Source organism: Rhodopseudomonas palustris, from assembly GCF_003591005.1.
Taxonomy (GTDB): Bacteria; Pseudomonadota; Alphaproteobacteria; order Rhizobiales; family Xanthobacteraceae; genus Rhodopseudomonas; species Rhodopseudomonas palustris_K.
The window spans coordinates 1-22,989 of the sequence record NZ_QYYD01000019.1; the positions used below are offsets into that span (position 1 = coordinate 1).

The 22,989-nt window shown below is 66.1% G+C and carries 24 protein-coding genes; 13 read left to right on the forward strand and 11 right to left on the reverse strand.

What is annotated here, in order from left to right; translation table 11 throughout:
- Positions 1–178: 178 nt before the first annotated feature.
- A complete protein-coding gene (locus D4Q52_RS17800) occupies positions 179–1,003 on the reverse strand; it encodes an ABC transporter ATP-binding protein (protein WP_119858018.1) in 825 nt (274 codons plus the stop codon).
- 107 nt (positions 1,004–1,110) lie between these two features.
- On the opposite strand from D4Q52_RS17800, the gene D4Q52_RS17805 reads away from it, so the two are divergent.
- Positions 1,111–1,881 carry an ABC transporter ATP-binding protein gene (locus D4Q52_RS17805; protein ID WP_234831236.1) on the forward strand — a complete coding sequence of 257 codons (771 nt, stop codon included), beginning with the start codon at positions 1,111–1,113 and terminating at the stop codon, positions 1,879–1,881.
- The gene (locus tag D4Q52_RS17810; protein ID WP_119857919.1) at positions 1,878–3,425 is read left to right on the forward strand and encodes an ABC transporter permease/substrate-binding protein; all 1,548 of its coding nucleotides are present in this window, start codon (positions 1,878–1,880) and stop codon (positions 3,423–3,425) included. The genes D4Q52_RS17805 and D4Q52_RS17810 overlap by 4 nt, the downstream gene beginning before the upstream one ends.
- A 27-nt stretch (positions 3,426–3,452) precedes the next feature.
- Here the strand turns inward: D4Q52_RS17810 and D4Q52_RS17815 are convergent, their stop codons facing one another.
- A complete protein-coding gene (locus tag D4Q52_RS17815) occupies positions 3,453–4,721 on the reverse strand; it encodes an MFS transporter (protein WP_119858019.1) in 1,269 nt (422 codons plus the stop codon).
- Positions 4,722–4,820: 99 nt separating this feature from the next.
- Between D4Q52_RS17815 and D4Q52_RS17820 the strand changes: the two genes are divergently transcribed.
- Positions 4,821–5,297 carry a winged helix-turn-helix transcriptional regulator gene (locus D4Q52_RS17820; protein WP_119858020.1) on the forward strand — a complete coding sequence of 159 codons (477 nt, stop codon included), beginning with the start codon at positions 4,821–4,823 and terminating at the stop codon, positions 5,295–5,297.
- A gap of 31 nt (positions 5,298–5,328) precedes the next feature.
- On the opposite strand, the gene D4Q52_RS17825 is transcribed toward D4Q52_RS17820, so the two are convergent.
- The 3 genes from D4Q52_RS17825 to D4Q52_RS17835 all read right to left on the reverse strand — a co-directional run bounded on the left by D4Q52_RS17825 (position 5,329) and on the right by D4Q52_RS17835 (position 8,476).
- The gene (locus tag D4Q52_RS17825) at positions 5,329–6,180 is read right to left on the reverse strand and encodes an SDR family oxidoreductase (protein WP_119857920.1); all 852 of its coding nucleotides are present in this window, start codon (positions 6,178–6,180) and stop codon (positions 5,329–5,331) included.
- Between the two features lie 206 nt (positions 6,181–6,386).
- Positions 6,387–7,406, reverse strand: coding sequence for a ketol-acid reductoisomerase (gene ilvC, locus D4Q52_RS17830; protein WP_119857921.1), 1,020 nt, complete (start codon positions 7,404–7,406; stop codon positions 6,387–6,389).
- Positions 7,407–7,600: 194 nt separating this feature from the next.
- Complete coding sequence (locus D4Q52_RS17835; RefSeq protein ID WP_119857922.1) at positions 7,601–8,476, reverse strand: EamA family transporter; 876 nt, start codon at positions 8,474–8,476, stop codon at positions 7,601–7,603.
- A gap of 198 nt (positions 8,477–8,674) precedes the next feature.
- On the opposite strand from D4Q52_RS17835, the gene D4Q52_RS17840 reads away from it, so the two are divergent.
- Positions 8,675–9,073: a host attachment family protein gene (locus tag D4Q52_RS17840; RefSeq protein ID WP_119857923.1), complete on the forward strand. Its 399-nt coding sequence runs from the start codon at positions 8,675–8,677 to the stop codon at positions 9,071–9,073.
- A gap of 21 nt (positions 9,074–9,094) precedes the next feature.
- On the opposite strand, the gene D4Q52_RS17845 is transcribed toward D4Q52_RS17840, so the two are convergent.
- The 5 genes from D4Q52_RS17845 to miaA form a co-directional block, all read right to left on the reverse strand.
- Entirely contained in the window at positions 9,095–9,439 is a 345-nt protein-coding gene (locus D4Q52_RS17845; protein WP_119857924.1) for a type II toxin-antitoxin system PemK/MazF family toxin, read from the reverse strand.
- Complete coding sequence (locus D4Q52_RS17850; RefSeq protein WP_119858021.1) at positions 9,417–9,776, reverse strand: AbrB/MazE/SpoVT family DNA-binding domain-containing protein; 360 nt, start codon at positions 9,774–9,776, stop codon at positions 9,417–9,419. The genes D4Q52_RS17845 and D4Q52_RS17850 overlap by 23 nt, the downstream gene beginning before the upstream one ends.
- 69 nt (positions 9,777–9,845) lie before the next feature.
- Positions 9,846–10,388: an acetolactate synthase small subunit gene (gene ilvN, locus D4Q52_RS17855; RefSeq protein WP_119857925.1), complete on the reverse strand. Its 543-nt coding sequence runs from the start codon at positions 10,386–10,388 to the stop codon at positions 9,846–9,848.
- A gap of 199 nt (positions 10,389–10,587) precedes the next feature.
- Positions 10,588–12,366 (reverse strand): acetolactate synthase 3 large subunit, encoded by a 1,779-nt coding sequence (locus D4Q52_RS17860; protein WP_119857926.1) that lies wholly within the window; start codon positions 12,364–12,366, stop codon positions 10,588–10,590.
- A gap of 605 nt (positions 12,367–12,971) precedes the next feature.
- Entirely contained in the window at positions 12,972–13,916 is a 945-nt protein-coding gene (gene miaA, locus D4Q52_RS17865; RefSeq protein WP_119857927.1) for a tRNA (adenosine(37)-N6)-dimethylallyltransferase MiaA, read from the reverse strand.
- On the opposite strand from miaA, the gene serB reads away from it, so the two are divergent.
- From serB to D4Q52_RS17885, 4 genes are all read left to right on the forward strand, one after another.
- On the forward strand, positions 13,915–14,808 hold the full coding sequence (gene serB, locus D4Q52_RS17870; protein ID WP_119857928.1) for a phosphoserine phosphatase SerB: 894 nt from the start codon (positions 13,915–13,917) through the stop codon (positions 14,806–14,808). The two genes, miaA and serB, sit on opposite strands and share 2 nt — an antisense overlap.
- Positions 14,809–15,285: 477 nt before the next feature.
- Positions 15,286–17,034, forward strand: a complete 1,749-nt coding sequence (locus tag D4Q52_RS17875) for an ATP-binding protein (protein ID WP_119857929.1) — start codon at positions 15,286–15,288, stop codon at positions 17,032–17,034.
- 216 nt (positions 17,035–17,250) lie between these two features.
- Complete coding sequence (locus tag D4Q52_RS17880; protein ID WP_119857930.1) at positions 17,251–17,832, forward strand: peroxidase-related enzyme; 582 nt, start codon at positions 17,251–17,253, stop codon at positions 17,830–17,832.
- Positions 17,833–17,855: 23 nt separating this feature from the next.
- Positions 17,856–18,332 carry an MgtC/SapB family protein gene (locus D4Q52_RS17885; RefSeq protein ID WP_119857931.1) on the forward strand — a complete coding sequence of 159 codons (477 nt, stop codon included), beginning with the start codon at positions 17,856–17,858 and terminating at the stop codon, positions 18,330–18,332.
- A 27-nt stretch (positions 18,333–18,359) separates the two neighbouring features.
- Here the strand turns inward: D4Q52_RS17885 and D4Q52_RS17890 are convergent, their stop codons facing one another.
- Positions 18,360–18,989 (reverse strand): ParB-like protein, encoded by a 630-nt coding sequence (locus D4Q52_RS17890; RefSeq protein ID WP_119857932.1) that lies wholly within the window; start codon positions 18,987–18,989, stop codon positions 18,360–18,362.
- Positions 18,990–19,186: 197 nt separating this feature from the next.
- Between D4Q52_RS17890 and D4Q52_RS17895 the strand changes: the two genes are divergently transcribed.
- The 5 genes from D4Q52_RS17895 (at position 19,187) to D4Q52_RS17915 (ending at position 22,974) form a co-directional block, all read left to right on the forward strand.
- Positions 19,187–19,519: a hypothetical protein gene (locus tag D4Q52_RS17895; protein ID WP_119857933.1), complete on the forward strand. Its 333-nt coding sequence runs from the start codon at positions 19,187–19,189 to the stop codon at positions 19,517–19,519.
- A 180-nt stretch (positions 19,520–19,699) separates the two neighbouring features.
- Positions 19,700–19,981, forward strand: coding sequence for an acyl carrier protein (locus tag D4Q52_RS17900; RefSeq protein WP_054163491.1), 282 nt, complete (start codon positions 19,700–19,702; stop codon positions 19,979–19,981).
- 21 nt (positions 19,982–20,002) lie between these two features.
- On the forward strand, positions 20,003–20,473 hold the full coding sequence (locus tag D4Q52_RS17905; RefSeq protein ID WP_119857934.1) for a 3-hydroxyacyl-ACP dehydratase FabZ family protein: 471 nt from the start codon (positions 20,003–20,005) through the stop codon (positions 20,471–20,473).
- On the forward strand, positions 20,466–21,665 hold the full coding sequence (locus tag D4Q52_RS17910) for a beta-ketoacyl-ACP synthase (RefSeq protein WP_119857935.1): 1,200 nt from the start codon (positions 20,466–20,468) through the stop codon (positions 21,663–21,665). The genes D4Q52_RS17905 and D4Q52_RS17910 overlap by 8 nt, the downstream gene beginning before the upstream one ends.
- Before the next feature lie 28 nt (positions 21,666–21,693).
- The gene (locus D4Q52_RS17915; protein ID WP_119858022.1) at positions 21,694–22,974 is read left to right on the forward strand and encodes a beta-ketoacyl-ACP synthase; all 1,281 of its coding nucleotides are present in this window, start codon (positions 21,694–21,696) and stop codon (positions 22,972–22,974) included.
- Positions 22,975–22,989: the final 15 nt, after the last annotated feature.

Sequence of the window (22,989 nt, forward strand, 5' to 3'; positions counted from 1 at the left end):
GCGGGCACTGCGGATGAACTCTTCGCCACCCCACCCCGCTCGCTGCGCGAGCGACCCTCCCCCTCCAGGGGAGGGTGATCCTCGCAGCGACTGCAAACGTTCCCACTCGATCGTCCGACGCTCGAGAGAGCGGGAGCACGCCGTGCTTGGCGCGGCTCAGCGGCAATAATCAATTTCATCACGCCACTGCCCCATACGCCTTCATCACCTGCTCGCGCAGCATGCTCCAGATCTCGCGGTGCAGGGCGTGAAATTCGTGCGTCAGGCGGATTTCAAAAATGTCACGGGGACGCGACAGGTCGACGCGCCAGTCGCCGATGATGCGCGATGACGGGCCGGCCGACATGATCACCACGCGATCGGCGAGCGCGATCGCTTCCTCCAGATCGTGGGTCACGAACAGCACCGCCTTGCGATGCTGACTCCACAACTCCAGCAGCAGATTGCCCATGATCTGGCGGGTCTGTGCGTCGAGCGGGCCGAACGGCTCGTCCATCAGCAGGATTTTCGGATCCCGGATCAGCACCTGGGCGAGGCCGACGCGCTTGCGCTGGCCGCCCGACAGCATGTGCGGATAGCGCTGCGCGAAGGCACCGAGCCCGACCGTCTCCAGCCAACTTTGCGCCCGGGTCAGCGCTTCAGCGCGCGGCGTGCCGGCGATCTCCAGCCCAATCGCGACGTTGTCGCGCGCGGTCTTCCACGGGAACAGCGCGTCGGCCTGAAACAGATAGCCGGCCTGGTCATTGAGGCCCTCGAGGGGCGCGCCGAAGATTCGCGCCTCGCCCGCCACCGGCCGCAGCAACCCGGCGGCGACGTTGAGCAGCGTGGACTTGCCGCAACCGGTCGGCCCGACGATGGCGACGAATTCGCCGTCCGCCACCGCCAGCGACGCCTGCTCGACCGCGGTGTAGACGCGGCCGCCGGCCAGCCGGAACGCCACCGTCGCATCCCGCAGCGCGACCGCCGCCGATCCCGTCCCGTCCTGCACGCGCCCTCCCCGCATCATTGTGGTCCGACCATTCAACGTCGCGCGCCGACATGCAAGTCCGCCCATGCTTTATCGCCGCGGCCGGCCGTGCTACCCCCGCGAGCATGAGCGACGCCGCGCCAATGATCGCCTATTCCAGCGTCGACAAATGCTTCGGCCGCATCAAGGCGGTCGACGGCGTCTCGCTGAGCGTCGCGCGCGGCGAGCTGCTGGCGATCGTCGGCGGTTCCGGCTCCGGCAAGACGACGCTGTTGCGCCTTGCCAATCGGCTGATCGAGCCGGATGCCGGCACGATCAGCATCGATGGCGCGAACATCCAGACCATCGATCCGATCGCGCTGCGAAGGCGGATCGGCATGGTGTTTCAGAGCGGCGCGCTGTTCCCGCATCTGTCGGTCGCGGCAAATATCGGCATCACCCCGAAACTGCTCGGCTGGTCACGCGCAGAGATTGCGGCGCGCACCGACGAGTTGCTCGATCTGGTGCGGCTCGACCCCGCGCAGCATGGCGACCGCTTTCCGCACGAACTCTCCGGCGGCCAGCGCCAGCGCGTCGGCGTCGCACGTGCGCTCGCCGCCAAACCGCACATCGTGCTGATGGACGAGCCGTTCGGCGCGCTTGATCCCTTGACGCGTGACGCGCTCGGCGAAGATTTTCGCGCGCTGCATGAGCGGCTCGGACTCACCACCGTGCTGATTACTCACGACATCACCGAGGCGTTGCTTCTCACCGACCGCATTGCCGTGATGCGGTCCGGAAAGCTGCTCGCACAGGGGACGCCGGCCGAGGTTTCGCGCAGCACGGAACCCTACGTCGCCGAGTTGCTGCAGACTCCGCGCCGTCAGGCAAGGCGGCTGAGCGCGCTGCTGCCGCAAGACGATGGCGCGACATGAGCCTTTTCGCCGATCCTCGCTGGCGCGACGCGCTGGGCAATCTCCCGGACTATCTCGGCGCGCATGTCCGTGTCAGTCTGGCGGCTCTCGCACTGGGGCTGATCGTCAGCCTGCCGCTGGCCATCCTCGCCCGCGACCGCCCGTTGCTCCGCGGCGCCCTGCTCGGCTTCGCCGGCGTGGTGCAGACCATTCCGGGCCTCGCTTTGCTGGCGCTGTTCTATCCGCTGCTGCTGGCGCTCGCGGCGCTGTCGATAAGCGCGCTCGGCGTCGGCTTTTCGGCATTCGGCTTCCTGCCGGCGGTGCTGGCGCTGGCGCTGTATTCGATGCTGCCGGTGCTGCGCAACACCATCACCGGGCTGGACGCCGTCGATCCGGCGCTGGTCGAGGCCGCGCAGGGCGTCGGCATGACGCCGCGGCAGGTGCTGACCATGGTCGAGCTGCCGCTGGCGCTGCCCGTGATCATGGCCGGCATCCGCACCGCCGCGGTGTGGGTGATCGGCACCGCGACGCTGTCGACGCCGATCGGCCAGACCAGTCTGGGCAACTACATCTTCGCCGGCCTGCAGACGCAAAACTGGGTGCTGGTGCTGTTCGGCTGCGCCTCTGCGGCTGTGCTGGCATTGGCGGTCGATCAACTGCTGGCGTTGATCGAACGCGGCCTGCGGCTGCGCAGCCGCGTCCGCACGGCGCTCGGCTCAATCGGGCTCGTGGCCCTGATTGCTGCGGCGCTGCTGCCGGGCCTCGCCGGCGCGCGATCGACCTACGTGATCGGCGCCAAGACCTTCACGGAGCAATACGTGCTTGCTGCGCTGCTCGAGCAGCGCCTCGAGGCCGCCGGTCTCACCGCCACAACCCGCGCCGGCCTTGGCTCCAGCGTGATCTTCGACGCGCTGAAGAGCGGCGACATCGACGCTTATGTCGATTACTCCGGCACGCTGTGGGCCAATCAGTTCAAGCATCCCGGCATCGCCGCGCGGGATGAGGTGCTGGCCGATCTGAAGCAGGACCTGTCGAAGGATGGCGTCAGTTTGCTGGGCGAACTCGGCTTCGCCAACGCCTATGCGCTGGTGATGCCGCGCGCCAAGGCGGAGGCGCTCGGCATTCGCTCGATCGCCGACCTAGCGGCGCGCGCCCCATCGATGACCATCGCGGGCGACTATGAATTCTTCTCGCGCCCGGAGTGGGCCAACCTACGCAAAGCCTATAGGCTCGCCTTCAAGACTGAACGCCAAATGCAGCCCGACTTCATGTACGCCGCCGTCACCTCAGGCGAAGTCGAAATCATCGCTGGCTACACGTCGGACGGACTGATCGCGAAGTACGACCTTGTCGTGCTGGACGATCCGAAACAGGCGATCCCGCCTTACGACGCGGTGCTGCTGCTGGCGCCGAAGCGCGCCAATGATGCGAAGCTGCGGGACGCGCTGCAGCCCCTGCTCGGCCGCATCGGCATCGCCGCGATGCGCGAAGCCAATCTCCGCGCCGCCTCCGGCGACGGCACGCCGGACGCCGTCGCGCGCTGGCTATGGGACCGCGTGAAGTAACACTCGCCGTCCGATGCGCTGTGACGATCAGCCGGTGAGGCTGCTGGAGCAGCCTTCGATGGCGCGGCGGCACACCGGCTCGGACGCGTCGCTCGCACCGACGTGACGCGTGCCGGCCCAGACCAGCAAGGCTGCGGCGCTGAAGGCGGCGCCTAGCATGCAGACGCCGTCCCAGCCCGCAGCCGCATAGGCCGTCGTCGCCGTGATCGCCCCGAGCGCGCTGCCGGCCGAGTAAAACACCATGTAGCCGCCGACCAGGCGGCTGCGTGCTTCGGGATGCCGGGCGAAAATCACGCTCTGGTTGGTGACGTGAACCGACTGCACCGCGAGGTCGAGCACGACCACGCCGGCGAGTAGCAGCGCAACCGACCACGGCAGGCATGCGATCATCGCCCACGACAGCAGCGCCAGCGCGAGCGCCGATCCCGTCGTCCATTGCGCCAAGCCGCGATCGGCGAGACGCCCCGCGCCCATCGCCGCGGTCGCGCCGGCGAGTCCGACCAGGCCGAGCAGCCCGATTTGTGTGCTGGAATAGTTGAAAGGCGCGGCGCTGAGAGGCAACACGATCGCGGTCCAGAACGCGCTGAACGTCGCGAATATCAACAGCGCCAACACGCCACGGATCAGCAACACCCGGTCACGCAGAAACAACGCCGGGACGGAGCGTAGCGTCGCCGCATAGCTGTCGGTGCTAGCCGGCACGACCTTGCGCGGCAGCACCCACATCAACAGCCCGACCATCACTGCCGTGAGAGCCGCCGATGCGAGATAGACGGTACGCCAGCCGCCGAGATCGGCGAGCCCGCCGGCGACCACACGCGCCGCCAAGATGCCGATGACGACGCCGCTGGTGACGCTGCCCACGACTTTGCCGCGCTCGGCTGGCGTCGCCAGCGCCGCCGCGAACGCGACCAGCACCTGGACGACGACCGCGAGCAGCCCCATCGCCGCCAGGCTGACAAATAGCACGGCTTCGCTCGTCGCCGTCGCGACGGCGAGCAACGCGACGATCGACAGAATCCCCTGCCCGACGACCAGACGGCGGCGATCGACCAGATCGCCGAGCGGGACGATGAAGATCAGCCCCAGCCCATAGCCGACCTGGGTCAGCGTGACGACGAGGCCGATCGTGGCGGCGGAAATATCAAACTCCTTCGCGATCGGATCGAGCAACGGCTGCGCGAAGTAGATATTGGCGACGCTGAGGCCGGCCGCCACGGCGAAGATCAGCGTGGTCGTCCGCGATAGTCCGCCCGCCGCTTCGAACAGTCGTCCCGTGTCACGCTGGTTCTGCATCTGCATTGCTCCGTTGCTTTTGTCTCATCATGAGACCACTTGTCCGGAGGCGCTTCTAGTTCTATTTTAAGACCAGTTTAGAGGATGGAGAATGACGTCATGGCCAAGCGGGTCAGCCATTGGAATGCCGGATGCCCGGTTGCGCGCGCGCTCGATGTCATCGGCGACTGGTGGTCGCTGCTGATCATCCGCGACGCCTTCGACGGCGTGCGCCGCTTCGGCGAATTGCAGACCAGCCTCGGCATCGCCAAGGGCATGCTAGCGACGCGGCTGCGCGACCTGACCGATCGCGGCATTCTGCAAACCGCCCCGGCCTCGGACGGCAGCGCCTACATGGAGTACGTGCTGACCAGCAAGGGCCGCGGCCTGTTCCTCGTCATCGTCGCGCTGCGCCAATGGGGCGAACAGCACCTCTATCAGGCCGACGAACCGCGCTCGTCGATGATCGACCGCCACACCCGCGCGCCGGTGCCGCGGCTGCAGCTCCACGCCAAGGACGGTCGGCGCCTCACCTGGCGCGACACCGAGGTGCTGAAGGTCGCGAAGGACCCCGGCCCGGCGGCGCGCCGTCGATGAATCGGACCGATCGGCGGCGTTCGGCCCGGCGCTAGGTGTTCGGCTTCAGCCCCATGCGGCTAGCCACGATCCTGTCGATCCAGCGCGGCGGCAGCTTGGTCGACACCCAGAACTGCAACGGGCCCGGCGTGACGATGTCGTGCGCTTTCGGCTTCGGCGACGTCAGCGCGTCGTAGACGTGCTGCGCGATCGTCTCCGGCGGCAGGCCGCTGGCGTCCATCTTCGGCAGCAGCGCGCGGATCTTCTGCAGCGCCGGATAGAACGGCGAGCCGGCATATTTCGAAATATCCTCCTCGGCGGACTTCGCCCAGATCGGCGTCTTCACCGCCCCTGGCATGATCGTCACGACGTCGATACCGAACAGCATCAGTTCACGCCGCAGCCCGTCGGACAGCCCGTTCAGCGCGTGCTTCGACGCGGAGTATGCCGCCATCAGCGGATTGCCGAATTTGCCGGCGACCGACGACATCATCACGATCCGCCCCGGCGCCCCGCGCAGCGAAGGATCAGTACCGAGCAGCGGCGCGAACGCCTGGGTCGCCACGATCGGCCCGATCACATTGACCTCGAACTGCCGGCGAAACTCCTCGGCCGGCAGATCGAGCACCGCGCCCGATACTGCGATACCGGCATTGTTGACCAGCCCGGCCAGCCGCTCGCCGCCGAGCGCCGCGCGGACCTCGCCCGCCGCCGTCCGGATCGCCGCCTCGTCGGTGACGTCGAAAATCAGCGGCTTGAAATTCGAGCCGAACTCTCCGATCAGCCGCTCCGCATCGGCCTCCTTGCGGACGCTGCCGAACACGCGAAAACCCTTGTCCGGCAAAAACTTTGTAATCGCATGACCGATCCCGGTAGACACCCCGGTGACGACAACAGATGGCATGACCCGCTCCTCACAACCGCCGGATCGTAGCACAGCCAACGAAAAAACGGGACCGCGTCGCCACGGTCCCGTTGGTCAACTGCCGTCATTGCGAGGAGCGAAGCGACGAAGCAATCCAGCTCCGAATGCGGGGCCTCTGGATTGCTTCGCGGAGCCTGTCATCGGGCCGGCCAAGGGCCGAACCCGTTGGCTCGCAATGACGAAGCTTAGTTCTTGCTCTTGTCGACCAGTGCGCCCTTCTTGATCCAAGGCATCATCTCGCGGAGTTTCGCGCCGACTTCCTCGATCGGGTGGGCGGCGAGCTTGGCGCGCGTGGCCTTGAACGAGGTCTGGTTGACCTTGTTCTCGAGCATCCAGTTGCGGGTGAAGATGCCGTTCTGGATGTCGGCGAGCACGCGCTTCATCTCGGCCTTGGTCTCCGGCGTGACGATGCGCGGGCCGGTGACGTATTCGCCGTATTCGGCGGTGTTGGAGATCGAGTAGTTCATGTTGGCGATGCCGCCTTCATAGATCAGGTCGACGATCAGCTTCACTTCGTGCAGGCACTCGAAGTACGCCATCTCCGGCGCGTAGCCGGCTTCCACCAGCGTCTCGAAGCCGGCCTTGATCAGTTCGACCAAGCCGCCGCACAGCACAACCTGCTCGCCGAACAGGTCGGTCTCGCACTCTTCCTTGAACGAGGTCTCGATGATGCCGGCGCGGCCGCCGCCGATCGCCGAGGCGTAGCTGAGGCCGAGGTCGTGGGCGTTGCCCGACGGATCCTGATGGATCGCGATCAGGCTCGGCACGCCGCCGCCGCGCTGATACTCGGAGCGCACGGTGTGGCCCGGGCCCTTCGGCGCGACCATCAGCACGTCGAGATCGGCGCGCGGCTCGATCAGGTTGAAGTGCACGTTGAGGCCGTGGGCGAACAGCAGCGCCGCGCCGTTCTTCATGTTGTCGTGCAGATGCTCGCGATAGATGTCGCCCTGCAGCTCGTCCGGCGTCAGCATCATGATCACGTCGGCCCATTTGGCGGCCTCGGTGACGTCCAGCACCTTGAAGCCGGCGTTCTCGGCCTTCTTGACGGTCGGCGAGCCCTTGCGCAGCGCGATCGCGACGTCCTTGACGCCGGAGTCCTTCAGGTTCAGCGCGTGGGCGTGGCCCTGGCTGCCGTAGCCGACAATGGCGACCTTCTTGCCCTTGATCAGGTTCAGATCGGCGTCGCGATCGTAGTAAACTCGCATCCTCGTTCCTCGTGTTCGGCGGCCCGTCCCGCCCGTGCCATGGTGATCGGGCCGTCCCGGCCGACCTTCGAATTGCTGCCGGTTTTTAGGGGTCCGGATGCCCGGACACAAGCCCGCGGCGGTGATTTGTGGCAAGTTTGCGGCGTCATGCCTGCCGCGCTGCGAAATGCCGGTTACGACTTTGGGGTGAGCGGTCAGGCGGTCTCCGGCAGCTCCGGCTTGGCGCGGCCGAACAGCAGCATGATCGCCAGCCCCGCCACCACGATCAGCATGCCGGCCAGCCGCAGCGGCCCGAACGTCTCGCCGAATGCCAGGCTCGACGCGGCCGCCCCGATGAACGGGACCAGCAGCGCGAACGGCACCACCTGCGCGGCGCTGTAGGCGTGCAGCAGCCGGCCCCAGATCCAGTAGCCGATCGTGGTCGAGCCGATCGACAGCGACAGCATCGCCGCCATCACGCCCGGCGACAGATGCGTCAGCTGCTGCCAGATCGCCGGCCCGCCATCCGTCACCCAGGCGGCCAGCGCCAGCGGCGGCAGCGACGCCGCGCTGATCCAGGCGAACAGGTCGAGCATCGGCACGCCCTGTGCGCGACGCAGCAACAGGTTGGAGAACGCAAACGCGATCGGCGCCGTCATCGTCACCCCGAACGCCGCCGCGCTGAAATCATAGCCAACGGTGAAGCAGATCATCAGCAGCCCGCAGGCGGCGACGCCGATGCCGGTCAGCTGCGCCCGCGTCGGCCGCTCGTTGAGCAGCAGCGCCGCGAACGCGATGGTGAACAGCGCCTGGCTCTGCACGATCACCGCGGTCAGCCCCGCCGGCACGCCCTGCGCGATGCCCCAGCTCTGCGTCAGATATTGCCACACCAGCAGGAAACTGATCCCGGTCCACACCGGCAGCGCCAGCTTCGGCCGCGGCAGCACCAGGCACGGCAGCGCCGAGATGGCGAAGCGCAGCAGATTGAGCACCGTCGGCGACATCTCGGTCAGCGCATAGCGCGTGAACACGAAGCCGAGGCCCCAGATCAGCGCAATCAGGAGCGCAAGCGCGATGTCGGCCGGCTTCATCGGCTGTCCGCCCCAGATCCGCCGGCAGGATGCGGCGCTGTTTGGTTCCTAACCGATCCGAAGCCGGCCGATAACCCGCGCGCCGCGCGGACCTGCGTCCCGCGCGACGATGCCGCAACCCGGAACGATTGAATCCACGGCAGGTTTGTCCCAGCGCGCCGTTGCCGCGCAGAACTTCAATGGAGGATCGTTCGACCCATGGCTCTCATTCCGCACAACGCCCTGATCGTCGTCGCCGATGGCCGCGGCGCCCTGCTGCTGCGCAACACCGGAAAGGCCGCCAGCGTCACGCTCCGCCAGGAGCGCAAGCTGGAACCGAGTAACCTCGACAATGACGGCCCGTCCGGATCGCGGCCGGAGGATCAGACCCAGAGCCAGACCGACGAGGCGACCTTCGCCAAGCAGCTCACCCAGGTCATCAACAAGATGAAGCTCGACGGCGAATTCGATCAGCTGGTGCTGGTCGCCGACCCGCAGACGCTCGGCCAGATCCGCCCGATCCTGCACAAGACCGTCGAAGCCTCGCTGATCCGCTCGCTCGCCAAGGACCTGACCAACCACCCGCTCGACCAGATCGCCGAGGCGATCGCGGCGTAGCGAAGCGTCGAAGCGAGCGGCTTACTTCGCGACGAGAATTCCCAACAACGTCCCAAGCCGTTGGCGAACCTCTTCGACGAGCGAGTCGGGCGCTCGCTCGATCGTCCGAAACATTCGCGAATCCCGATGAATCGTCCTGATTTGGTCGATTTGCACGGCGCCTTTGGTCGTCATTCCGTCAGGGAGCGCGACGTTGAACGGCCATGTGCCGAGCTTCGAACTGATCGGACAAACGATCGCGCGACCGGACTTCTCGTGATAAGAGCGCGGCGTAAGGATCAGCGATGGCCGGCGCTTGCCTTGCTCAGTCCCGAGCACCGGATCAAACTCGACCCAGGCGATATCACCTACGTCTACGACGGACATCGCCACTGGTGTGCTTAGCATCAACAGGCTGTTCAACACGAACAGGAGCGCCGTCCGGGCCCGGTACGATCAGTCCGCGCGAATAATCGTCATCAATAATCTCGGCTCCGCGATCCGGACCCCAATCGACGGTCGGTGGCTCGTTTGCGGGATCCATCTGGGCGATCAAATCTTCCAGCCGATAGCGGGCACGACGCGGAGCCGCGCACACGCGCAATTCGCCAGCCTCCACCCACATCTCGACCTCACTGCCCGGCGCGATTTTCAAGTCTTCAAGGATCGGCTTCGGCAACCGCAACGCAGCGCTGTTGCCCCACTGTGAGACCAGACCTTTCATGCTCATATCCTCCGGTTCGGATATCCAATGTATATCCGAACCTCATCGCCGCCAAGGTCGGCGACGTCGCTACATCCCCTCGGCGCCCCGCCCGATCGCGGCGACGCCGGTGCGGACGACTTCGACCAAGCCGAGCGGGCGCATCAGTTCGATGAACTGATTGATCTTCGACGGGCCGCCCGTGATCTCGAACACGAAGCTCTCGGTCGAAGCGTCGATCACCCGGGCGCGAAATGCTTCGGCAAGACGCAGCGACTCGACGCGGTGATCGCCGGTGCCGCGCAGCTTGACCATCGCAAGTTCGCGCTCGATCGAGCGGCCGGTCAGCGTCATGTCGACGACGCGATACACCGGCACCATGCGATCGAGCTGGTTCTTGATCTGCTGGATCACCATCGGCGTGCCGGTAGTGACGATGGTGACGCGCGACAGATGCTTCTGCGCCTCCGTTTCCGAGACGGTGAGGCTTTCGATGTTGTAGCCGCGCCCCGAAAACAGCCCGATCACCCGCGCCAGCACGCCGGGCTCGTTCTGCACCAGCACCGACAGCGTGTGGGTCTCGTTGGGGTCGTGGCGCTCTTCCATGAAGTAAGCGGATGCGGGCTGGGTCATTGAATCGGTCTCACATTTGATTTGGGCGGTGACTCTCATCAGGCACGGTGCGCTCCCTCGCCCCGCTCTTGCGGGGAGAGGGTTGGGGTAGGGGCAACTGAGTCCGCGATGTGCGGAGGCGCCCCCTCACCCGCCCGACTTCGCCGGTCGACCTCTCCCCGCACGCGGGGAGAGGTGATCAGCGCAGCAGGTCAATGGCTCACACCAGCGCCTTGCCGCCGGCGAAGGCGGCGGCGGTGGCTTCGTCGGTGGCTTCGGCCGGCAGCAGCATCTCGTTGTGAGCCTTGCCGGACGGGATCATCGGGAAGCAGTTCTCCAGCGCGGCGACGCGGCAGTCGAACAGCACCGGCTTGTTGACCTTGATCATCTCGGCGATCGCGCCGTCGAGATCGCCCGGCTTGGTCACCTGCATTCCGACGCCGCCATAGGCCTCGGCGAGCTTGACGAAGTCGGGCATCGCCTCGGTGTAGGAGTGCGACAGGCGGTTGCCGTGCAGCAATTGCTGCCACTGCCGCACCATGCCCATGTACTGGTTGTTGAGGATGAAGATCTTGATCGGCAGCTCGTACTGCACCGCCGTCGCCATTTCCTGCATGGTCATCTGCACCGAGGCGTCGCCGGCGATGTCGATGACGAGGCTGTTGGGATGCGCCACCTGCACGCCGAGCGCCGCCGGCAGGCCGTAGCCCATGGTGCCGAGGCCGCCCGACGTCATCCAGCGCTTCGGCTGTTCGAAGCCGTAGAACTGCGCCGCCCACATCTGATGCTGGCCAACTTCGGTGGTGATGTAAGTGTCGCGGCCGCGCGTGCCTTCATACAGCCGCTGGATCGCGTATTGCGGCATGATCAGGTCGTTGTTCTTCTTGTAGGCCAGCGAATTGCGCGCGCGCCAGGTTGCGACCTGGTGCCACCACGCCTTGATGTCAGGCTTCTTCGCCTCGGCCTTGAACAGCGCCAACAGATCGCCCAGCACGCTGCCGACGTCGCCGATGATCGGCACGTCGACGCGGATGTTCTTGTTGATCGACGACGGATCGATATCGATGTGGATCTTCTTGGCGTTGGGCGCGAACGCGTCGGTGCGGCCGGTGATGCGGTCGTCGAAGCGCGCGCCGACGCACAGCATGACGTCGCAATCATGCATCGTCATGTTGGCTTCGTAAGTGCCGTGCATGCCCAGCATGCCGAGCCAGTTCTTGCCGGATGCGGGGTACGCGCCGAGCCCCATCAGCGTCGAGGTGATCGGGAAGTCGGTGACCTCGACCAGCTCGCGCAGCAGCCGGCACGCTTCGTCGCCGGAATTGATCACGCCGCCGCCCGAATAGATCACCGGCCGCTTGGCGCCGGCGAGCAGCGCCATCGCCTTGCGGATCTGGTTGGGATCGCCCTTGGTGTGCGGCTTGTAGGAGACGTGGACGTCGGTCTTGCGCGGCGGATGATAGGTGCCGGTGGCGAACTGCACGTCCTTCGGCACGTCGACCACCACCGGGCCCGGACGGCCCGAGGTCGCGACGTAGAACGCCTCGTGCAGCACGCGCGCCAGATCCTTGATGTCGCGCACCAGCCAGTTGTGCTTGGTGCACGGCCGGGTGATGCCCACCGTGTCGCATTCCTGGAAGGCGTCGTTGCCGATCAGATGCGTCGGCACCTGCCCGGTGATGCAGACCAGCGGGATCGAATCCATCAGTGCATCGGCGAGCGGCGTGACCATATTGGTGGCGCCGGGGCCCGACGTCACCAGCACGACGCCCGGCTTGCCGGTCGAGCGCGCATAGCCCTCGGCGGCGTGGCCGGCGCCCTGCTCGTGGCGGACCAGGATGTGCTGCACGTCGGATTGCTGGAAGATCTCGTCATAGATCGGAAGCACCGCGCCGCCCGGATAGCCAAAAATGTGCTCGACGCCGTGATCCTTCATCGCGCGGACGATCATCGCGGCGCCGGTCATCTGGTTCGGATCGTGGCTGGTGCTGTCGCTCATGGTGGGCTCCGGGGCGCCGTCTGGCGCTGACGTTCGGGTGGTTCGGACTAATCGAAGCGTTCGGACAATAAAAAAGGGCCCGTGAAAGGCCCTCAGCGCACCGTCCGTTCGCGGGGTGGAGTCTATCCACCCCCGGCGGTGCGCCTGGGTACGACGATGAGAAGCAGCTCGGAAATTTTGTGTCGCATAAACTCGGCTCAGCTTCCCAAAGGTTGCGCGGGACCATACCCGCGAAACCCGCAATGTCAAGGCGTGTCGGCGCCTTAAGGATCACACCTTAGCTGGATTTTGGCGCACTCGCGAGCCGGAATAACGGGCAGGCGCTATGCCGCGAAACGTGATCGCCTGCGTAACGGGGCACGCCAGCGCTGCGTCCTACCGATGTGGTTACACTCAAGCCCTATCGCCAGCCTCACCGCTGCGCCCCTCCCCCAAGCACGTCATTCCGGGGCGCGCGCCCTTCGCGCGCGAACCCGGAATCCCGAGGTTCGGGGCACCCGCCCGTAGCCACAACTGCGAGATTCCGGATTCGCGCCATCGCGCCGACCAAGCCGGCCCGATGACGCGCCCCGGAATGACGAAGTCAGAGGACCGCAATGACCAGGTTAAAAGGCCGGCATCACGGACTGCAGCACCCCCTCCGCCTCTTCCGGCCTCACCCATTTGAACTCCGGCAGCTGGTGCCGGAACCAGGTGAATTGCCGTTTGGCGTAGTGCCGGGTGTCGGCCGCGCCGATCGTGGCGGCGTCTTCCAAAGACAGCTCGCCGCGCAGATGCCGGATCAGCGCCGGCACGCCGTGCGCCTTCATGGCCGGCAGCAGCGGGTCGAGGCGGCGTTCGGCCAGCGCCGCAACTTCGTCCAGTGCGCCGGCCTGCAGCATCGCGGCGAAGCGGGCGTCGATCCGGGCGTACAGCGCCTCGCGCTCGGGGCTGAGAAACAGCGCCGCCACGCCGTCCGGCGGCAGCAGCGGCGGCGACGCCTCGCCGTGCCAGTCGGCCAGCGGCCGGCCGGTTGCCAGCACCACTTCCAGCGCCCGGGCGATGCGCGAGCGGTCGGCTGGCGCCAGCCGCTCGGCGGCGGCCGGATCGTGCTGCGCCAGTTCGGCATGCAGCGCCAGAACGCCGTCCCGATCGAGCCGCAGCCGCACCGCATCGCGAACCTCGGCAGGCACCGGCGGTACCGTCGACAGGCCGCGCGTCAGCGCCTTGAAATACAGCCCGGTACCGCCGATGAAGATCGGCAGGCGGCCCGCCGCCCGGACTTCAGCCAGCGCCTCCGCGGCAGCCTCAACGAAAGCACCCGCGGAAAAATTCACCGCCGCGTCCACCGCGCCGTAGAGACGATGCGGAACCATCACCTCCTCGTCTCGCGTTGGCCGGGCGGTGATGGTCCGCAGGTCGCGATACACCTGCATCGAATCGGTATTGATAACGACGCCGTCCTGAGCCTGCGCCAGCCGCAGCGCCAGCGCCGACTTGCCGCTGGCGGTCGGCCCTGCGATAAGCACCGCCGCCGGCCTTTGCCGCTGCCCCGGAACCGTTCCCGACATGTCGCTCGTCGCCACGCTCATCTGCAATCCGAACAATCCCGCGCTCGACTCCACCGTGCTCGAGGGCGCCCGCGCCGTGCTGCCGCAGCCCAATACGGCGCGCTGGCTGCACGATGAGGTCGCCGCCGACATCGTGTTCGACAGCGACGAGGACGCGCTGGCGATCGCCGAGCGGCTGCGCGCCGCGCGCGAAGACCTGCCGATCGACATCGTCGTGCAGCCGGAAGCGACGCGGCGCAAGAAGCTTTTTCTCGCCGATATGGATTCGACCATGATCGGCCAGGAGTGCATCGACGAGCTCGCCGATTTTGCCGGGCTAAAGGCGCATGTCGCGGCGATCACCGAGCGGGCGATGCGCGGCGAGATCGAATTCGAACCGGCGCTGCGCGAGCGCGTCGCGCTGCTCAAGGGCCTGCCGCTGTCGGTGATCGATCAGGTGCTCGACACGCGTATCACGCTGACGCCGGGCGGCCGCACGCTGGTGCAGACGATGCGCGCCGCCGGCGCCTATACGTGCCTGGTGTCCGGCGGCTTCACGCATTTCACGCGCGTCGTCGCCGAGCGCATCGGCTTTGCCGAGCACCGCGCCAACGAACTGCTGAGCGAAGACGGCAAGCTCACCGGCCTGGTCGCCGAACCGATCCTCGGCCGCGAAGCCAAGCTGGCGACGCTGCTGGCGCTGCGCGAAGCCGACGATCTCGACGCTATCGACACGCTGGTGGTCGGCGACGGCGCCAACGACCTCGGCATGATCCAGGCCGCCGGCCTCGGCATCGCCTACCACGCCAAGCCCGCCGTCGCCGCCGCCGCCCACGGCCGCATCGACTTCGGCGACCTCACCGCGCTGCTCTACGCGCAGGGCTATCGCCGCGACGAATTCGTCAGCGGTTAGCCGCCGCATTCTGGTTATCCGTAGCCTCGACGAAGCCACGCGCAATCGAGGGCGGTCGCCCACCATCGCTTACGCTCCGCTGCGGCGGTCGGGGGCAAGAGCCCACAACGCTGTCCCTCGTTATCGCCCGACTTGATGGGGCCCAGTATCCCAGAGCGATCGCGGGACCACTGTGCCACCATCACGAATGCCGGGGATCCTCTGCTCTCGCGAAGAATGACAGCTCTGCTGTTCGGCACCGCGTTGGTCGAGCGCCGACACCTCGCTCATCAACCCGCCGTCTTTCATGGTCAACGCGTAGTTAACAACGCTCGCTCGTTCGCCGTCGGGCTTTCAGGAAAAGCGAACCTGAACGGCACATTCACACCACTCGCGGCGCAGTTGTAGAGGTTTGCGGCTGCGCTACACTTAACCGTTTCTCAGCATCGGGTGCGCATAGTCGCGGCAACGAAAATAGAAATCAAAGAGTTCCAGAAAATGGCAGAAGCTGTTTCGTCGCCGCTGTTCGGCAAGATCATCTCGGTGCGGGGCTCGATGGCCCGCGCGGGAATCCTGCCGGAGAGCCGGCTGTCGCCCGCCGCGATGCGCGCCACCGTCGGCCGCTTCATCAGCATCCGGACGGCGACGTCGACGATCATCGCGATCATCACCGAGGTGTCGTGCGAGGACGTGGTCGGCGACAGCTACATTGCCAGCGCCTCTGTCGATTTGCTTGGCGAGATTCTGCCCGGCGCGATGCGCCCGAAGTTTCAGCGCGGCGTCACCAGCTATCCGGCGATCGGCGACGTGGTTGAGCCGATCAGCAGCGACGATCTGCGTATCGTCTACGCGCCCTCGGGATCCGACCAGATCAATGTCGGCACGTTGCAGCAGGACCCCTCGGTGATCGCCTATGTCGATATCGAGGAGATGCTGTCGAAGCACTTCGCCGTGCTCGGCTCGACCGGCGTCGGCAAATCCACCGGCGTGTCGCTGCTGCTGAACGAAATCCTGAAGTCGCGCCCGGCGCTGCGCATCTTCCTGCTCGACGTCCACAACGAATACGGCCGCTGCTTCGGCGACAAGGCGCTGGTGCTTAATCCACGCAATCTCAAGCTGCCGTTCTGGCTGTTCAATTTCGACGAGATCGTCGACGTGCTGTTTGCCGGCCGCCCCGGCGTGCCGGAAGAGCTCGACGTGCTGGCCGAAGTGATCCCCATCGCCAAGGGCCTGTACGTGCAATACACCAGCACGGACCGCATCGGCCTGAAGCGGCTCGATCCGAAAACGGTCGGCTACACAGCCGATACGCCGGTGCCGTATCGGCTCGTCGACCTGATCTCGCTGATCGACGAGCGCATGGGCAAGCTCGAGAACCGCTCGTCGCGCATCGTCTATCACAAGCTGATTTCCCGCATCGAAACCGTGCGCAACGATCCGCGCTATGCCTTCATGTTCGACAACGCCAATGTCGGCGGCGACACCATGGCCGAAGTGATCAGCCATCTGTTCCGCCTGCCGGCCAACGGCAAACCGATGACCATCATGCAACTGGCCGGCTTCCCGGCCGAGGTCGTCGACTCGGTGGTGTCGGTGCTGTGCCGCATGGCGTTCGATTTCGGGCTGTGGAGCGACGGCGTGTCGCCGCTGCTGTTCGTCTGCGAGGAAGCGCATCGCTATGCCAGCGCCGACCGCACCATCGGTTTCGGGCCCACCCGCAAGGCGGTGTCGCGCATCGCCAAGGAAGGCCGCAAATATGGCGTGTATCTCGGCCTGGTGACGCAGCGTCCTGCCGAACTCGACGCCACTATTCTATCGCAGTGCAACACCCTGTTTGCGATGCGGCTTGCCAATGATCGCGACCAGTCGCTGCTGCGCTCCGCAGTGTCGGACGCCGCCGCCAACCTGCTGTCGTTCGTGCCGTCGCTCGGCACCCGCGAAGTGCTGGCGTTCGGCGAAGGCGTCGCGTTGCCGACGCGGCTGCGCTTCAAGGAAGTGCCGCCGCAGCAGGTGCCGCGCTCGGAAGCTGCGATCTCGACGGTGCCGTCCGCGACCGCCGGCCAGGACATGCACTTCGTCAGCGCCGTACTGGAGCGCTGGCGCGGCGCCACCTCGCACCGCGACGTGCCGAACGATCAGGGCTTCACGGAACGTCCATTAGCCCGCACCCTCGACGCGCCGATGCTGCAGCCTTCGCTCGGCCTCGACTCCGACCGCTTCTCACTGCTGAAGAAACCGCTGCGCTGAAGACCCTCTCGGTCATTGCGAGGAGCGAAGCGACGAAGCAATCCAGTTCAATGTACCGCACGTCTGGATTGCTTCGCTTCGCTCGCAATGACGGCGGGGTCGGCGCTTGGCGCCAACCATTGGCTTGCTGGAATGCAATCCATTCGACGATGTGATTGACTGCAATCCATCAGCCTCTAAGGTTTTGCGCATCGTTCAGCCTCGCGGATCTCATCAATGACCTCGCCTGCCGTCTCTCGCTTCCCCGTACCGCCGCTCGCCGAGATGCCTGAGGATATCCGCAGCCGGATCGAGGGCGTGCAGGAGAAGTCGGGCTTCGTGCCCAACGTGTTCCTGGCGCTGGCCGCGCGGCCGGATGAGTTCAGGGCGTTCTTCGCTTATCACGACGCGCTGATGGACAAGGACAGCGGGCTCAGCAAGGCCGAGCGCGAGATGATCGTGGTGGCGACGTCGGCGGCCAATCAGTGCCAGTATTGCGTGGTCGCGCACGGCGCGATCCTGCGCATCCGCGCCAAGAATCCGCTGATCGCCGATCAGATCGCCACCAATTATCGCAAGGCCGACATCACGCCGCGGCAGAAGGCGATGCTCGACTTCGCCATGAAGGTCAGCCGCGAAGCCGAGACCGTCGGCGAGCGGGATTTCGAAGCCTTGAAGGCGCACGGCTTCAGCGAGGACGACATCTGGGACATCACGGCGGTCTCGGCATTCTTCGCATTGTCCAACCGGATGGCCAACGTCACCGCGATGCGGCCCAACGACGAATTCTATCTGATGGGCCGGCTGCCGAAAGCGTGACGGTGCGGCTGGGAGATTGAAGGGTGCTGCCGTTCTGGGACATCGTGATGCGGCTCGGCATCGCCACCCTGGCGGGCGGACTGATCGGGCTCAATCGCGACCTCAAGGGCAAGCCGATCGGGATGCGAACGCTGTCGCTGGTCGCCCTCGCCTCGGCGCTGCTGGTGGCCGTCGCGGAGCAGTCACTTGGGCAGGAGCGGATCGGCGATCCGACGTCGCGCGTCATCCAGGGCATTCTGACCGGGATCGGTTTTCTCGGCGCCGGCGTGATCGTGCACAGCGGCCGCCACAATCACGTCCACGGCCTGACGACCGCCGCTTGCGTCTGGCTCGCCGCCTGCATCGGCATCGCCTGCGGCTCGGGTCACTGGCTGATCGTCGGCGTCGCGATCGTGATTACATTCGCGGTGCTGATCGGCGGCCACGCCGTCGAAACCACGCTGCATCGCCTGCTCGGCGGCAAAAGCGAAGAGAAGGACACGATCGCGCCGGAAGACTGAGCGCGGATCGCGATCAGCCGAAGCGCCTCAATCGTCGGATGCGGGCCCGCACCAACCGGGCAGGTAGACCGCGTCCTTGCTCTTGGCCAAGGCCAGCGATCGCTCGGTCGCCTTGGCGAAATCCGCATCGACCGATTTTCGCGACATCCGGCGGCGCAGGAAGTCCGCCCACAGGAATTCGCTGAACGGCGTCGTGTCCTTGGCGTAGCCGCCGATTCGGCGCAGCTCGCCGGCGAGCGACCGGAACGGATCGTCCTTTAGCCCGGCCACCGACTTCGGCAAGTCCTTGTAATGGTGCCGCTCGCCCTTGGCGTCGTAGGGGTAGACCCAGCGCCGGCTGTCGAGCACCACCCAGAACGCGTCGCGATCGACCATGCTGAGATCGGCGATCACCGTAATGGCGACGTCCTTGATGCCTTCCTCGTGCAGGGCGCGCGCCAGATGATGGTGGTCGATGACATAATGGCGCCTGCCGGGGCCGAGCACGACCGGGATCATATGCTCGGCCAGCCGCTCGCCCTCCTTCTTCTTGCTGGAGGCATGGGTGCGCCAGCGCCGGCGCTTCTCCTCGACTTCGCGCAGCCCGACGGTCATCTGCGTCGGCCGCAGCGACAGGATCGGGATCGGATGCAGCACCGGTTCGCGTGGATCTGCCATGGTCGGACTCCTGAACTCCTGACTCGCACAGCGGCGAGATCAATATGGCACGCCGGAACTCGTCCGTAATGCACGGCCTCGCTTTGATGCAGGCGTCCGGCAAAAGCGCTCCGTCAAGATGCGGAGTTTGCGGCGCGCCCTATATCGACTAGGATAACTAACAGGCTTCGCATCCGCCGCCGCAAGGGCCGGCCACCATGAAGAACCATCGCCTCAGCATTCCCGACGACGACGAGCACCGCGTGCTGCAGTTTCGGCCGCGGACCCCGTTTGCTGGCAAACCAGCCTCCCCGGCGCCTAATGCCACGCCGCTCCAGAACGACCTGTCGCGCTACGAGCAGCCGCGCGATGCGGCGCAGGACGACTTCCGCCACCGCATGCTGACCAATCTCGCGGCACTGGCATTCACCGTGGCGCTGGTGGTGGTCGGGTTCTGGCTCGCGACCAGCATCGCCGACCTGCGCAAGACGCAGGATTGTGTGTTGATGGGCCGGCGCGATTGCGCGACCCTGCCGTCGCCGCAGGGGTGATTCCCTGCCCTGCCTGACCGCAGGCCCGGCCATTGCTTCCGAGGCGCTCCCATAGGCTGTGGCCCCCGTGCCATTGAACTCAGGGCAGCGCTCCGATATACGGGCTTCAACCTGTCGTTCCGAGCACGGCCGCTGCCCTTGCGCGCCTGCTGTTTCCGGCACAATTTCAAAGGCTTAATGATGACTTCCACATTCGATCGGGTGGCTACCATCATCGCGGAGACCTGCGATATTCCGCGCGACACGATCACCCCGGAGAGCCATGCGATCGATGATCTGGGGATCGACAGCCTGGATTTTCTCGACATCGCCTTCGCGATCGACAAGGCATTCGGTATCAAACTGCCGCTCGAAAAGTGGACCCAGGAGGTCAACGACGGCAAGGCGACCACCGAACAGTACTTCGTGCTGAAGAACCTCGCCGCGCGTATCGACGAGCTGGTCGCCGCCAAGGGCGCATAGTCGCGGTCGAGACACCGCGCCATGAACCTCGAGTATTTTCATCTCATCGACCGGATTGCCGATCTTCGCCTCGAAGAGCGCGCCATCACGGTCGAGGCGCGAGTACCTGAAACCAGCACGATCTTCGAAGGCCATTTCCCCGGCTATCCGCTGATGCCGGGCGTGCTGCTGATCGAAACGATGGCGCAGAGCTCCGGCTGGCTGCTGATCGCGCTGATGCAATTTCACCGCATGCCGTTTCTGGCCGCCGTGAAGGAAGCCAAAATGCGCAGCTTCGTGACACCCGGCGAACTTCTGACGATCGAAGCCAGCGTGATCCACGAAGGCTCGGGCTACACCATGACCGAAGCGAACATCAAAGCCGGCGGCAAGCTCGCCTGCAACGCGACGCTGACCTTTCGCCACGTGCCGTTCCCGCACCCTGATCTGCGCGGGCACATGGAGACGATGGCCAGACAGATCGGATTTCCGGAGCAGATGATCCATGGCTGAGACATCGCACAAACAACCGGCGGAAGCCTGGATCACCGGCATTGGCCTTGCGACCTCGCTGGCCGAGGGCCCCGACGCGCATTGGGACGCGCTCGATCAGCGCCGCGTCAATGTCGATACCACGAGCTTCGCGCCCTACATCGTGCATCCGTTGGCGCCGCTGAGCTTCGACAAGCAGATCCCCAAGAAGGGCGATCAGCGCCAGATGGAAGCCTGGCAGCGGATCGGCACCTACGCGGCTGGCCTCGCGCTCGACTCTGCCGGCATCAAGGGCAACACCGAGATCCTGTCGCGCACCGACATGATCGTCGCCGCCGGCGGCGGCGAACGCGATCTCGCTGTCGACTCCGCCGTGCTAAATTCCGACGCGCAGGGCGACAAGCCCGGCTTGCTCAACGAGCGGCTGATGAATGATCTGCGCCCGACGCTGTTTCTCGCGCAGCTGTCGAATTTGCTCGCCGGCAACATCGCGATCGTGCACGGCGTCACCGGCTCCTCGCGCACCTTCATGGGCGAGGAGGAAGCCGGCGTCGACGCCGCGCGCATCGCGCTGGCGCGCATTGCCGCCGGCCAAAGCGACATCGCGCTGATCGGCGCGGCGCAGAACGGCGAGCGCAAAGATCTGCTGATGCTCTACGAGTTCGGTGACTTCAATCTGAAGGATAACTACGCGCCGGTGTTTTCACGCGGCGCTAAAGGCGGCTTTGCGCTCGGCTCCGGTGCGGCGTTCCTGGTGATCGAGTCCAGGGCGCATGCGGAAGCTCGCGGCGCCAAGCCGTTCGCGCGACTGACCAACGTCGTGGCCGATATGTCACGCCGCCGCGCCGAAGGCGATGTCACCGCCTCGATGCAGCGGCTGTGGGGCCAGCTCGGCGACGTGCACGGCGACGCGGCGATCATCACCGGCGCAACCGGCGCTGAGCCGGTGACGGCGGAGGAAGTCGCCTTCCTGCGCGCGCAGTCCGGCCATCCGGTGCGAGCGACCGGCACGGCGTTCGGCCACGTCATGGAAGCGCAATTCCCGCTCGGAATCGCGCTGGCGGCGCTGTCGCTGTCGCGTGGCGCACTGTTTGCGGCGAACGACCCGAGCGGCCTGGAGATTGAAACCAGCAAGGCGCCGGACCAGATTGTGGTGGTCGGCGCCGGCCATTGGCGCGGCGAAGGCATGGCGCTGGTCGAGGCCGTTCGATGAGCCCGACCGGCCGAGCGAGGGGGACGCGATGAGTGTCACGCACGATAAATTCGGCCGGCCGATCGTGGTCGTCACCGGCATGGGCGTTGTCACGTCGCTCGGCGCCGGCAAGACCGACAATTGGGCCAAGCTCACCGCCGGCGAATCCGGCATCCGCACCATCACCCGGTTTCCGATCGACGGCCTGAAGACGACGATGGCCGGCACCGTGGACTTCGTCCCGGTCGAGCCGTTCTCGTCCACCGTGCTGGGCGAAAAGCTCGCCGACCTCGCCACCGAGGAAGCGATTGCGCAGGCAGGCATCGGCCGCAGGGGCGACTTCCCGGGGCCGCTGTTTCTCGCCGTGGCGCCGGTCGAGCTGGAATGGGAGCCGCGCCAGCAGCTGGCGCGCGCCAGCGGCGCCAACACCGCGATCGATTACGACGCCCTGCTCCGCGTCTCCGGCGGCGGCCGCTTCACCCAGTATCATCGCCGCTTCCTGTTCGGCTCGGTTGCCGATCATCTGGCCGAGAGCTTCGGCACCAAGGGCTCGCCGATCTCGCTGTCGACCGCCTGCGCGTCCGGTGCCAGCGCGATCCAGCTCGGCGTCGAGGCGATCCGCCGCGGCGAATCCGACGCGGCGCTGTGCGTCGCGACCGACGGCTCGGTCAACGCCGAGGCGCTGATCCGCTTCTCGCTGCTGTCGGCGCTGTCGACGCAGAACGACACCCCGCAAAACGCCTCCAAGCCGTTCGCGAAGAACCGCGATGGCTTCGTGATGGCCGAGGGCGCCGGCGCGCTGGTGCTGGAGAGCCTGGAAGCCGCCACGGCCCGCGGCGCCAAGATCCTCGGCGTCGTCGCCGGCTGCGGCGAACTCGCCGACAATTTCCACCGCACCCGCTCGAGCCCGGACGGCAAACCGATCATCGGCTGCATCAACAAGACGCTGGCCGACGCCGGCATCGGCGTCGAGCGGATCGACTACATCAACGCCCACGGCACCGGCACGCCCGAGAACGACAAGATGGAGTATCTCGGCATCTCCAGCGTGTTCGGCGACCGCGCGTCGACGATTCCGGTGTCCTCGAACAAGTCGATGGTCGGGCATACGCTGTCCGCCGCCGGCGCTGTCGAGGCGGTCTTCTCGCTGCTGACGCTGGAGCACCAGCGGATTCCGCCGACCATCAACTACGACGTACCCGACCCGGCGATCCCGCTCGACGTGGTGCCGAACAAGGCCCGCGACGCCCGCGTCACCGCGGTGATGTCGAACTCGTTCGGCTTCGGCGGCCAGAACGCTTCCCTGATCCTGACGCGCGAACCGGTGTAGTCCGCGCTCCATTTC